Genomic DNA, 13,068 nt, shown 5'->3' on the forward strand with positions numbered 1-13,068 from the left:
AATATTTTAATTAGGATAGTGTTGTGCTAAAAATTCCTCAGCTTCAGTCCTATCTTTAATCACTCTATCCAAGGTAGCAGCAACTACATCATCTAATATTTGCCGATACTGTGGGCCTGGTTTGTAACCAAGTTTCTTTAAATCATTGCCATTTAATAGTGGCTGCACATTCGCCAAAACAGTTAAATATTCCCAAATCTGATGTCTAATTTCTCGCCGACTTTGCAAAGCAATTAAAATCAGCATTGCTAAGTCGTACTGTCGCAACAACTGCACTACTTGACTGGGGCGTTGAAAAGTAGGTAGATATTCTATCACTTTATTATAGCTTTGGGTTAAGTTTTTCAACCTAACAATACTATCCTCTTGTAATTGCAAATTTTGTACTACTTTCACCCGATATTCAGTTGCTAGATGGGCGATTAATGCTTCTAGACGCATTTGCCAGTGAATGAGGGTTTGTTCAGCATCAAATCGCCGCAAACAACGTTCTAACAAACGTAATTGTCGCAGGAGTGACTCATCTAATTTGAGGGTAGGATGGATACATTGCAATGCCCCTAAGTTATCGAGTAACTGCAAAGCTGATTTCCAGTAGGGGGCTTCTAGAATGTGCTTTAATTCTGTTTTCAGTCGAGTTTGTAGGGCTGGAGTTTTGGTATTCTCTTGAGAAGTGCGATCATAAACGCCACTGTTGATGGCATAGCGGATAAACTCTTCAGTTTGCGGTTCAATTTCAAATCCGAAGCGCACGGCAAAACGCACGCCACGATAAATGCGGGTGGGATCTTCGATAAAGCTGTTGGCGTGTAAAACCCGAATTTGTTTAGCTTGTAAATCGAGTAAACCGCCAAAGAAATCGAGTAATTCACCAGAGCGGGGAGAGGTGAGCCGCAAAGCGATCGCATTAATGGTAAAATCTCGACGATACAAGTCTTGACGAATCGAACTCGCCTCAACTTCTGGATTCGCTGCTGGGTAAGGATAAAACTCTGTCCTAGCGGTGGCAATATCTACCCATAGAGAATCTAATTCTGGGTCTTTGTGCCACAATAAAGCAGCAGTTTGAAAGGCCCCGTGGATTTCTAAACGAGCCGCAGGGTAAAGTTGTTGGAGTGCTTTTGCTAGTTCCACACCCGCACCGACATCTGCTGATTTGTGAAAGCCATCAACTACTAGGTCAATATCTTTAATCATCAAGCTACCTGCTGCCTCAGATAACAGCAAATCCCGCACCGCACCCCCGACAAGATAAAGATGCCAACCCCGTTTTTCGGCTTCTTGCGATGCGATAGTGAGCAATTTCCATAACTGAGGAGCAAGTTTATTTTGCAATTGCGGGAGATTAATATTACTTTTCCGTCTCTCCTCTGTTCCTTCTTCCTCTTCATGCCTTTCCTGATGTAATTCCCGCAAGACATCAGTACGAGTGACGATACCAACTAACTGCCCATTTTCTAATACTGGCAAGCGGCCGATATCATAAGTCACCATTAGCGACTCAATTTGTGGCAATGTTGTATCTGGTGTAATCGTTTTCAGATTTGTGGTCATGTAGCCCTTGACTGGCGCATGACTAAATCCATGATGCAAGGCGATATCAATATCCCGGCGCGAAATAATACCTACTAGTTGCCCTTGAGTATCGACTACAGATAAACCAGAGTTTCCATAGCGCAACAAAATTCGCTGTGCTTCGGCAATTGTGGTTTCAGGCAGAATCGTGCGGACAGGAGAAGACATCAAATCCCTAGCAGTGGGGGGATAGGGAATTTGTGCTTTTACCCCGTCAACGAGTTGTTTTAATATTGCTTGTGAATCAACTCCCCTTAGATTTAGCGACGCGGCTTGCGAATGACCGCCACCGCCCAAGAGTTGAAATAATAGGTTAAGATTCGTTTTGGGAATTTGCGATCGCCCAATTAGTGTTAAGCGTGAATCACTTTCACTTAAAGGATACTCATTAGCCAACAGTATCGCATCAATTTCGGTTAATTCCACAAGTTCTGAAGCCAAACTCGATAGCCCTGGCACAAAAGCATCTGTTTTTAAAGTCACCCAAGCTATCGTATATCCACGCAAGCAAAGATAGTCTAAACTTTCCAACGCCTCAGTTAATAGTTGCTGCAATTGCAAAGACAAACCAGGATCTCGGTAGGTAGAAATTACTGATAAACTAGCACCTTGTTGCATCAACCAAGCCAAAGCTAAGGCATCCCGCGCCGTGGACTGGTCAAAGGTCAAGGAGCCAGTGTCAACGTGGATACCCAAAGCCATCACTGTAGCTTCGGCAGGAGTCAAGGAAATTTCCTGTTGTTGCAATTGCTCCACAATTAAAGTTGTGGTGGCTCCAACTGAAGAAATATGCGATCGCGTGGCGGTAATATCTGATTCTTGTCCTAAGTGATGGTCATAAACTATAATCTCTTTTAAATTGGGTAAATCTAACCACTCAGCAGCTTTACCCAAGCGATCGCGCTGTTGCGTATCCACCACAGTCAGAGAGCGAATTGTTTCAGGATTCACCGAACGGCGTTCAATTAGCGGATATTCATCCCGATGCAACGCTAAAAAATCCCGTACAGGAGGGTGAGAACCGCCAGTCAGCACAATCTTGCTTCCCGGTAGTAGGCGCGTTAACCCTACTGCTGCTCCTAATGCGTCAAAATCTGCTGTCGTGTGGCAAAGAATTAAATCCATAGTTAAGTAGTCATTAGTCATCGGTACTTAAACAAAGGACAAATGACTAAAATGTTGTAATTTCTGTTAGCTTAAAAACAAGAAAAAAGTGTCAGTGTCGCCCTTTAGCTAAAATGGGCAGAAGCCTCACCCTTAAGCCCTCAGAGTCAGCACTTTAATTGTCAAATATTCTGAATATAGATGATCGGGGCGTTGTATGATTTAATTGGTTACTCGCCGCCACGGTCGTTGATACACCTCTAGACAGCCCTCTGGGAAACCTACGTGAAACGTTGGACAACAGGAAACGAGTAGGCATCCTTTCAAAGAATGCAAATTTACCATTGGTTGACACATCAGTGCAAAAGTCATAAGCAATTCATCCTGTGTCGTAAAATTTGTGGGGTACGAAAGGAAGAAAAAATCAAATTGTCTCCGTTGGGGTATCACGGGGACATAAAACTAAAGCTCAGGAAATGTCCTATGCGATCGCAGGAGTCACTGAGAAGCCTACACTGTACAGCTTACTGTTAATGTAGGACATATCACTATTTCGCTGTATTGGGAGAATCAAAAATGACCATAATATTCCAATTTGCCTTGATAGGTCTAGTCCTATTATCCTTTGTCCTGGTTGTGGGCGTTCCGGTTGCTTACGCCACTCCCCAAAATTGGGGCGAATCCAAAAAACTGCTCTGGGTTGGTTCCGGCGTTTGGATTGCTTTGGTATTTTTAGTTGGTTTGTTAAACTTTTTTGTCGTGTAGGCGACGGCTTCACTCTGGCGCAGGCACATAATATAAGAACTAGAGGGGCAGAAAAGCCAATGGTCTTTGAGCAAAGGAGAAAAGAAGAAATTTTTTCCGATTTCCTTTTTTATGACCGTGCTTTCCTGCTCCTCTACATTTAAATAAGAAATGTATATTGGCCAGAACTATAGTTGATTAAGAGGCAGTCATGGCAGTTTTCGAGGGAACTTTTACCCAAACGGAGCCTTTGCGGTTTGCAGTGGTGATTGGTCGATTCAACGATCTTGTTACCGGAAAGCTGCTAGAGGGATGTCAAGATTGCTTGAAACGTCATGGTGTAGATCCTAACCCCCAAGGTAGTCAGGTAGACTATGTTTGGGTTCCGGGAAGTTTTGAGGTACCTTTAGTAGCTCGCCAACTAGCACTTTCCCATCGTTATGATGCTGTAATTTGTCTAGGCGCAGTTATTCGCGGGCAAACACCCCATTTTGATTATGTATCCGCCGAAGTTTCTAAAGGCATTGCTGCCGCTAGCTTTCAAACTGGAGTGCCAGTAATTTTTGGCATTTTGACAGTAGACACTATGCAGCAAGCCTTAGAACGAGCCGGCATCAAAGGTAATCATGGTTGGGATTATGCCCTGAATGCCCTAGAAATGGCAAGCCTCATGCGGCAATTGCGTTCTAACCTAGCAGAACCATATTCTCGTAACAGCCAGTCTTTGCCAGCCTCGTTTCAAAGTGCCACCATCGGCAATTTAACCGCCGAGTCAGAAGAACTCGGCTAAATGAGTGCTGAGTTATGAGTGCTGAGTTATGAGTTAAAAAACTCGGCACTCAAAACTAAATAAAGGGGTTGACAAAGAGGGATAAATCTGAGATATTTATATATGGCAATTGATTGCGGGTGTGGCTCAGTGGTAGAGCGTCACCTTGCCAAGGTGAATGTCGCGCGTTCGAATCGCGTCACCCGCTTCCAACTAAAACCTCTTGATAGTTTTAACTTCAAGAGGTTTAGTGCTTTTAGGGTGTGTTGAAGTCTTTAGCGATTCGCGCTGTACTCCTGTGAATCGTTTCCGATTTTTATGAATTTCATAGATAGGTAGAATATAAAGTAATTTAGATATGGTGGAACTGTCGTATTCGTCGATAGATTTTACTCATCTAGTAAAACTCGTTCAAATTATGGGGGAATTCAAGGGTCTTAGTCTCTAAAAGCGGGTATATATCAAAAATCTCAGCACACTGAGCGTAGCCGAAGTGTTAAATACATCTAAAAAAATATCGAAACTTATGCACAGATAGCTAAATCGTGTCTAGAGGTTAAGGGATAACTGCTCCCATGCTCCCACTGAAATGTTAATTAGTGTCTAAATTTTATGTAGAAGGAAATTTTAAATAAGATTGTCAGATCCGGGGAAAGACTAGAAATAGAAAACTCCCTACTGATATGAAATTAGAATACTTAGAGTCTACTGCATCTACTGTTTGCAATCATGGCGAGGTTTGCATAGCCAATTCATGTATATAAAGAGAGCAATCTATAGTAGCAGAAGCTTCTATTGCATTTACCAAAAGATTATATTCTCGTAGTTCGTGTAAAACACGCTCAAGTTACTAGAACGCTTGTGCAATCTCAAAAACCTGAAAAAATAGATTTCAATACTGAATACCCCTGTCCCTGTCGTCGTCGGGGTCAGTTAGTTCCGATTACGTTGACAGAAGCATTTGGTTGCGATCGCTGTCAGCAAATCTTTGTCGTAGAAGATAATGGTCATGTCCTAGAACAGCTTTCCACCACCTATCCCTACAAACGGGCTTGGCGTTGGATGGGAAATAGTTGGCATGTTGTCCATCCCCGCTTGGGAGAAAGGTATCTGCCTATAGCACTTGGCATTATTTTCGTGCTAGTGATTATATGGCTGCCATTAGCACTGAAATTAGCAAATGGTTCCAGCATTATTGTTTGGGCAATGGTGGCGGTACTATTGGCTATTCTGCCAGCACTAATGGTCTGGCTTACCTACAGACGTTAACTCAATGACTGTTGAAGTTTTAGATGACCACCCCGAACCGATTACTAGCGCCCAACGAGCCTATCAAGCTTCCCTAAAGCTGGGGATCACAAAGGGAGCAGATCGGAGTCGTGCAGTATTGGCGATGGCACAAGCCCTTGAGCGCTCATTTGACGACATTCTAGAAGCCAACACCTTGGATTTAGAAGCCAGTCGAGAAATGGCAGTGCCAGAGTTGATATTGGACTGGCTGAAGCTGACTCCCACAAGGCTAAAGATGACAGTAGAGGTTTTACAACGGTTAGGGGAATTATCAGATCCGTTGCGGCGCGTTAGAACTGCTGATTATCAACTGGGAGATTCCCAGAGTTACACCCAGTTAATGCCCTTGGGAGTGATTGGATTTATTTATGAAGCGTTCCCGGATTTAGGGGCGATCGCAGCGGGTTTTTGTATCAAAACTGGCAATAGTATAATTCTCAAAGGTAGTACTGAAGCTAGCCATTCCAACGCCGCCATCGCGGAGGCACTGCAAAATGCAATCGCAGAAGTTGGACTACCTCCGGGCTGTGTAGAACTGATCGCAGCCGAACATGGTGCTTCAATTCGGGATTTAGTTACCCAAGACCAGTACGTGAATCTAGTTATTCCATACGGACGTTCTAGCTTGGTACAGCAGGTAGTACGCCAGTCAACTTGCCCAGTTTTAAAGTCAGCGATGGGTAACTGTTACCTCTACTGGTCACTAAATTCCAGCTTAGAAATGGTGCGCTGGATGATTCTTGATAGCCATCAAAGCGAACCGGATCAAGTTAATGCGATTGAAAAGGTACTCATTCATCGTCAAGCCTTGCCATCATCTCTAGCAGTTCTGTGGAACAGCTTGATGGAAAAAGGCTTTGAAATTAAAGGGGATGCGGAACTAGTACAAGCATTTCCTCAGTTGCAGCTGGTGAAAGAGCGCGAATGGGGAAACCCTTATTTAACTAAGACAGTGGCTTTTAAACTAGTGGATAGCTTAGAAGGTGCGATCGCTTGGATTAATGAACACAGCAGTGGTCATGCCGATTCCATCCTTACTGAATCTTACCAAGAAAGCCGGCAGTTTGCTTTAGGAGTTAACAGCGCCTCTACCTACATCAATACTTCCCCGCGTTTTTCCCGCAACCCCTCGCGGGGAGATTCAGTATTTCTTGGTATGTCTAACCAAAAAGGTCATCGGCGAGGATTTATCAGCCTAGAAACTTTGACCACCGTTAAGCACATTGTTCAGGGAAATGGCAGGTTTTAAATTGAATGGGGCATGGGGAGATGAGGGAGCAGGGGAAGCAGGGGGAGAAAGAATAAATAACTAATACCCAATGCCCAATTCCCAATGCCCAATTCCCAATGCCCAATGCCCAATTCCTAATGCCCAATTCCTAATGCCCAATACCCAATGCCCAATGCCCAATCTTAAACTTAATAAAATCTTAATTTCTGCTTGATCCTAGATTGCTAGGTTCCTAGTATTTACATCTGGGTAGAGATGAATATGGAACTTATAGATGGCAAGCGCCTCCTAGCAAATCGGTGCAGACGGCGGAGTTTTTTGTTGGGTGCAGGATTCTTAACGGGGTTAACAATCGCTAGCCAATGGCATCCAGTATTAGCTAACTCAAGGTTTTCTGATTATCCGTTCAGTCTTGGTGTTGCCTCTGGCGATCCTTTGCCGGATGGTGTTGTTATCTGGACACGACTGGCTCCAAATCCATTCTCTGGAGATGAAATGCCATTGGTAAATGTGCCAGTGCGGTGGCAAGTTGCCCTTGATGAAAACATGAGACAGGTTGTGCGTCGAGGAACAGTGCTAGCAACACCAGAGTTAGCGCACTCAGTCCACGTTGATGTGCGTGGACTAGATCCTGATCGTTGGTACTGGTATCAATTTCAAGCGGGTAGGGAAGCTAGCCCTATTGGGCGGACTCGCACAGCACCGGCATTTTATAGCTATACCCAACAACTAAAATTTGCTTTTGTCTCCTGTCAAGACTGGCAAAATGGCTACTATACGGCTTATCGGCATTTGGCTGAAGAAAACCTTGACCTTGTGGTTCATCTAGGCGATTACATTTACGAATATGGGCCACAATCTGGTGGGCCACGCCAGCATAACAGTCCAGAAATCATCACTCTTGCAGATTACCGCGATCGCTACGCCCTGTACAGAACAGACCAGAGTCTCCAAGCTGCTCATGCTGCTTTTCCCTGGATTGTCACTTGGGACGATCATGAAGTTGACAATAACTATGCCAATTTAACCCCCGAAGATAACCAAACCCAAGAGGCTTTTAGGAAACGCCGAGCTAATGCGTACCAGGCTTACTACGAACACATGCCTCTACGTGAATCTTCGCTGCCGAAAGGCCCAGATATGCTGCTTTATCGGCGGTTCACCTTTGGTAATTTAGCTGAGTTCAATGTGCTAGACACAAGGCAGTACCGTACTAACCAACCTTGTAATGATGGGCTTAAGCCTCTCTGCCCAGAAGTTTTTGATCCAAATGCTACCATGACCGGCTCAGAACAAGAGCAGTGGCTACGAAAAGGTTTAGACCGGTCGCGATCGCGCTGGAATGTGATTGCTCAACAGGTGATGTTCGGCCAGTACAATTTTAATAGTACTCCAGGCTCCGGCGGGGTGTTCAATATGGATCAGTGGGATGGCTACGTGCCTGCACGGAATCGGCTCTTGAGTTTTCTCAACCAACGTAAACCTTCTAATCCTGTGGTGATTAGCGGAGATATCCATTCTAGTTGGGTACACGATTTGAAGCTTGATTTTAATAACCCCAACTCAACAACGGTAGGCACTGAGTTCGTCGGAACCTCAATTACCTCTGACTTTCCCACATCATCTATTGCTCCAGTTCAAGCTGCTCTACCCAACAATCCCCATACTAAGTTCTTTGATGGTGCTTACCGAGGATACCTCCGTTGCAACCTTACTCCACAACGCTGGCAAACTGACTACCGCGTTGTATCAAGCATTGTTGACTTAAATGCCTCTGTCAAAACCCTAGCTTCGTTTGTAGTCCAAAACGGACAACCAGGAGCGCAACTAAGTTAACGTCAGTTCTATCAATCTCTCCCTGACTTCGACTAAATTTCAAGTTTCTCCCTCTCCGACTCGGAGAGGGAAGGTTTTACTTAATAAAACCAGGGAGAGGTCTTTATTAGTATGAAATATTACTTTATAATATTCGACCCGGAAGCGATCGATTATTCTAAAGAGTCATTGGAGAATTTCTTTGCAATACTTAACTAACTTCTAATTAAAAAACGTGAACATAGATTAACAATAATAACTAACATCATATTTTATTAAGTTAATCAGGCTAATTTGAGAGTATGCTTAATAATTGGAGTCTAGTTAAGAAGTTAAGTAACTAGGTGCAAATAAACTTAAACTTTTGTTGAGATTTTTTTACTTTGCTATTTGCTTGAGTATGAAATACTAAGAAACAAAGTTTTTTTGTGCGAACTTACTAACTACTTTATCGAGTAAAGCGGTAAAAATCCGACTTAGAGGTTGAATGAACAAGTATTTCGCTGTGATTTTAGGCACTTAGCGATCCCCCCTAACCCCCCTTAAAAAGGGGGGAAACGGAATCAAAGTCCCCCTTCTTAAGGGGAGCCACTGCGGTCTTGGGGTCTCCCCAAGTGGAGCATGTGGCGTGGATTTAGGGGGATCTAGGACTTTTTGATACCGACAATAGGACTTTTCAAACAACCTCTTAAGCCAAGTACTAAAAGCGAAAACAAAAGTAAACTTAAAAACAATTACGTAATATGATAAACAAAATTTTGCTAACTGTATCGGGATTGGGACACGCAGAAGAAATGCTCAAAACCCTAAGAGAAATCCCTTCAATAGAATCTGCGAAAGTTACAATTTTGCATGTTGTTCAGGCACAAAATACTGCTGCTACCATGACAACTAAATGGGAAAATGGTGGTAAAATTCTGGCTAATGCCATTCAAACTTTAAACTTAGATCCTAGTCAGGTTTCTTCAATTTTGCGCGAAGGCGATCCCAAAGATGTAGTTTGTCAAGTAGCTGATGAAATTGATGCTGACTTGATTGTTATGGGTTCACGCGGACTTAAGCGACTGCAATCGATTTTATCGAACTCAGTCAGTCAGTATGTTTTCCAGCTATCTTCTCGCCCCATGTTGCTGGTAAAAGATGACATTTATGTTAAAAGAATTAAGCGCATTATGGTGGGAATAGACAACTCTGATTCTGCAAAAAACTGCTTGAAATTGGCACTATTTTTACTGCGAGATATTCAGGGAGGCCAGTTAATTTTGGCAAATATTAGTACAGATTTAGGCGGTAAAAAATCGGAAGTAACCGAGGTTAACTCAGATAAAAATCCACTTTTAGCAGCCGCAGTTGCAGAAGCTCAAAAACAGGGCATCCAATCTCGTTGTTATATCAGCAGTGGCAAACCTGGTGAAGAAATTTGTCGGTTCGCAGAAGAGTTGAATATAGACTTATTATTACTCGGTTCTCCAGATCGTCGTCCATCGATCGCTAAGAGTTTTGTTGATATAGACCGACTCATCGGATCTTCGTTATCTGACTATGTTAGAGTCAATGCCACTTGTCCGGTACTGTTGGCGCGGACGATCGCTTAAACTAAGCAGTACTGAGTATAAGAATTGTTGTAATAGGACAGTAGAGAAGACTGTAGGGGCAATTCATGAATTGCCCCTACAGGAATGTTATCAGTTACCTGTTGATAAATAAAAACCCCTACACTACATAGTGCAGGGGTTAATTATTTTATACACAAATTCTTAACTATCTTTTCCACCTTGGCGGCTAGCAGTTTGGATGTACAGAATTAGTAAAAACACAGTGGGAACTAATACGAACAAAATGCTCGCTACGAACCCCAGGTCATTAACTTGCATGGCAAGAAAGCCTCTCTTAGTTTTCCAGTCAACAACATTAGGATACCATTATCAATGACAGAGTTATACCAATTCAAAATTCAAAATTCAAAATTCAAAATGAATAAACTCAATTTTGGTAAGTATTTTGACTACTGACTGGATACAAATTCAGGCAATGGCAGATTTGAGAACTTAAGGCTTCGTAACTACGCTGACTGAGCCATTCACTAAAGTTTGACAGGCAAGGCGGTAATTTTCTGGCTTTTTCTTAAATTTACGGTTTTCTACGTCTGTGCGGGGAGAAAGATTTTCTAGTCCTTCGACTATCTCGACAATACAAGTACCACATTGACCATTACCACCGCAATTCGTCATCTTGCCAATAAATGTATATATATCAATGTCATTTTGCATCGCTTTGAGCCGGAGATTTGCACCATCGGCAGCTACTACTTCTTTATTCTCTTTAACGAATTTGATATTACCCATAACTTGATTCCCTCCTTGACTCTAAGCTTGGCTTTCAAGGCTTTATATTGACATGGCTTGATTCATATCTTCATTTATTATATTAATTAATTACAGAATATTAATAAATGTTAATTTTATAAAACATAGTGCCACAAAAATAGGACAGGTATAGTACCTGTCCTACTCAATTGAAAAATAGATTAACTTATCTAAATCCCACGGCTGCTTGCCAGACGAAAGCAAGCAACAAGAAGAATACAGGAATGACTGGGAGAACGTCTACCAAAGGATCGAAGATTTGGTAAGCTTCAGGCAGTTTTGCTAATAAAAGTGCTGCTTCCATGTTTATTTAAATTCACCTATCCAACACAGCTTTCATACTTGAGAAGTATCCTAACATGGATTGGTCATTGGGTATTGGGCATTGGGCATTGGGCATTGGGCATTAATTATTCTTCCTTACTCGCCTACTTCGCACTCTTGATCTTGCGTTTCTTTGTTGAGCCAGTGGCCAAATTCTGTAGTGAAGCGATCGCTTAATATTGCTTCTCTGATCTTTTGGGTAAAGCGAATTAGCTCGGTAATGTTGTGAATGCTCAACAAGGTATAAGCTAAAATTTCTTGCGATCGCACTAAATGAGATACATAAGCACGGCTAAAATTTTGACAGGTGTAGCAAGGACAAGTTTCATCTAATGGCGTAAAATCTTCACGAAACTTAGCATTTTTTAAATTCCAGCGTCCGCCTTGAACTATTGCGGTACCATGTCTTGCCCAGCGAGTGGGAATTACGCAATCAAATAAATCTATACCAGATGCGATCGCGATCGCCATTTCCCGATAAGTACCCACACCCATCAAATAACGTGGCTTCTCAGGCGGTAAAAGCGGTGCTGTCACTTTTACAATCTCAGCCATCAATTCTGGTGGTTCTCCCACACTCACACCACCAATGGCATATCCGGGCAAATCTAACTTAGCCAAAGCTTCAGCCGCACGGCAACGCAAATCTAAATACACGCCTCCCTGCACAATCCCAAACAAAGCCTGTTCACTGCGTTGATGAGCTGTTATGCAGCGTTCTAACCAACGATAAGTGCGCTCAGTTGCAGTTTCAACCTCTTGACGAGTCGCTGGGTAGGGCGGACACTCATCAAAGGCCATGATCACATCTGCCCCTAAAGTATTTTGAATTTCAATGGAGCGCTCTGGTGTCAAGTTAATAATTCGTCCATCGTGAGGTGAGCGGAAAGTTACACCTTCTTCAGTAATTTTTCGCATCTCGCTTAAGCTGAACACCTGAAACCCACCGGAATCTGTGAGCATTGGGCCATTCCAACCCATAAACTTGTGTAACCCACCACCCCCAGCCACGATCGCTTCCCCTGGTTGGAGGTGAAGATGATAAGTATTAGATAAGACCATTTGCGCCCCAGTATCTCGTAGCTGGGCTGGGGTAATAGTTTTGACATTTGCCAGCGTTCCCACTGGCATAAATCTGGGGGTTTCTACAACCCCGTGAGGAGTAGAAAACACTCCGGCTCTAGCTTTTGTCTGACTACAGCAAGCAAGACATTCAAAGGAAAAATTCGCACTCATGCCATTTTAGATTTTTGAAGATGCGCCTATTACGACTTACGTAAAACTATAAGATGTAGGGGCAATTCATGAATTGCCCCTACATCAAATTGCTATAGTAGTCGTTATTTTAGAAAGAATCAGAACAGTCATCGTCAATTTCTGCATCCCATCTGGCTGAGAGGACTTGCTCCATCATCGCTTCTATGGCGCTGACATTGAAGGTTCGCTCTCGTCGTTCTTGTATGGGGGTTGAACGGGGAATCAACCGCAGACACACTCCTTCTTGCATTAAATCGAAGTAAGTTTCTTGTTGCGATGACTGTTTGAGTTCCAAATAATCAAAACTACAAACATTCAAATATAGCGCATGGTTAGCCACTAAGGTAGACCTTTGTGGATTAGCAAAAACTTCCATCACATCCCCTTCACCCTCGCTCAGTACCTTATCTTCTTGGGTGTAGATGTAGTGGACTCGACCTAAATCTGCCAGCAATCGCCGGATGTCGAGCTTATTCACAATGATGCCCGTGTTAATAATGCACGGAGATGGTATCCTGGTGTCGGGTAGATGGTGACTCATAGGAAAATAGCGATTGAGCTAAGGAGAGCAACAACATAGCTAAACTGTCAAA

At 43.0% G+C, this 13,068-nt stretch carries 12 protein-coding genes and 1 tRNA gene; 7 read left to right on the forward strand and 6 right to left on the reverse strand.

What is annotated here, in order from left to right; all coding sequences use genetic code 11:
* Nucleotides 1-6 precede the first annotated feature (6 nt).
* The gene (locus V7K38_RS10265; RefSeq protein WP_334857494.1) at nucleotides 7-2,700 is read right to left on the reverse strand and encodes a CBS domain-containing protein; all 2,694 of its coding nucleotides are present in this window, start codon (nucleotides 2,698-2,700) and stop codon (nucleotides 7-9) included.
* 555 nt (nucleotides 2,701-3,255) lie between these two features.
* Between V7K38_RS10265 and psbZ the strand changes: the two genes are divergently transcribed.
* From psbZ to V7K38_RS10300, 7 genes are all read left to right on the forward strand, one after another.
* A complete protein-coding gene (psbZ, locus tag V7K38_RS10270) occupies nucleotides 3,256-3,444 on the forward strand; it encodes a photosystem II reaction center protein PsbZ (RefSeq protein WP_289799468.1) in 189 nt (62 codons plus the stop codon).
* A gap of 190 nt (nucleotides 3,445-3,634) precedes the next feature.
* Nucleotides 3,635-4,213 (forward strand): 6,7-dimethyl-8-ribityllumazine synthase, encoded by a 579-nt coding sequence (gene ribH / locus V7K38_RS10275; RefSeq protein ID WP_334857496.1) that lies wholly within the window; start codon nucleotides 3,635-3,637, stop codon nucleotides 4,211-4,213.
* A gap of 115 nt (nucleotides 4,214-4,328) precedes the next feature.
* Nucleotides 4,329-4,400 (forward strand) — tRNA-Gly (locus V7K38_RS10280).
* Between the two features lie 653 nt (nucleotides 4,401-5,053).
* Nucleotides 5,054-5,461: a hypothetical protein gene (locus V7K38_RS10285; protein ID WP_334857586.1), complete on the forward strand. Its 408-nt coding sequence runs from the start codon at nucleotides 5,054-5,056 to the stop codon at nucleotides 5,459-5,461.
* 4 nt (nucleotides 5,462-5,465) lie between these two features.
* Entirely contained in the window at nucleotides 5,466-6,731 is a 1,266-nt protein-coding gene (locus tag V7K38_RS10290) for a glutamate-5-semialdehyde dehydrogenase (RefSeq protein WP_334857497.1), read from the forward strand.
* A 243-nt stretch (nucleotides 6,732-6,974) separates the two neighbouring features.
* Nucleotides 6,975-8,549: an alkaline phosphatase D family protein gene (locus tag V7K38_RS10295; RefSeq protein ID WP_334857587.1), complete on the forward strand. Its 1,575-nt coding sequence runs from the start codon at nucleotides 6,975-6,977 to the stop codon at nucleotides 8,547-8,549.
* 722 nt (nucleotides 8,550-9,271) lie between these two features.
* Nucleotides 9,272-10,123: a universal stress protein gene (locus V7K38_RS10300; protein ID WP_334857499.1), complete on the forward strand. Its 852-nt coding sequence runs from the start codon at nucleotides 9,272-9,274 to the stop codon at nucleotides 10,121-10,123.
* Nucleotides 10,124-10,285: 162 nt separating this feature from the next.
* Here the strand turns inward: V7K38_RS10300 and psbM are convergent, their stop codons facing one another.
* The 5 genes from psbM to V7K38_RS10325 form a co-directional block, all read right to left on the reverse strand.
* Nucleotides 10,286-10,402, reverse strand: a complete 117-nt coding sequence (gene psbM, locus V7K38_RS10305; protein ID WP_012407089.1) for a photosystem II reaction center protein PsbM — start codon at nucleotides 10,400-10,402, stop codon at nucleotides 10,286-10,288.
* Nucleotides 10,403-10,576: 174 nt separating this feature from the next.
* Nucleotides 10,577-10,873, reverse strand: a complete 297-nt coding sequence (locus V7K38_RS10310; protein ID WP_012407088.1) for a 2Fe-2S iron-sulfur cluster-binding protein — start codon at nucleotides 10,871-10,873, stop codon at nucleotides 10,577-10,579.
* A gap of 187 nt (nucleotides 10,874-11,060) precedes the next feature.
* Entirely contained in the window at nucleotides 11,061-11,198 is a 138-nt protein-coding gene (locus V7K38_RS10315) for a photosystem II reaction center protein K (RefSeq protein ID WP_006195022.1), read from the reverse strand.
* Nucleotides 11,199-11,314: 116 nt separating this feature from the next.
* Complete coding sequence (tgt, locus tag V7K38_RS10320; RefSeq protein WP_334857501.1) at nucleotides 11,315-12,454, reverse strand: tRNA guanosine(34) transglycosylase Tgt; 1,140 nt, start codon at nucleotides 12,452-12,454, stop codon at nucleotides 11,315-11,317.
* A gap of 109 nt (nucleotides 12,455-12,563) precedes the next feature.
* Entirely contained in the window at nucleotides 12,564-13,016 is a 453-nt protein-coding gene (locus V7K38_RS10325) for a hypothetical protein (protein ID WP_334857503.1), read from the reverse strand.
* Nucleotides 13,017-13,068 lie beyond the last annotated feature (52 nt).

The organism is Nostoc sp. (assembly GCF_036917465.1).
GTDB lineage: Bacteria > Cyanobacteriota > Cyanobacteriia > Cyanobacteriales > Nostocaceae > Nostoc.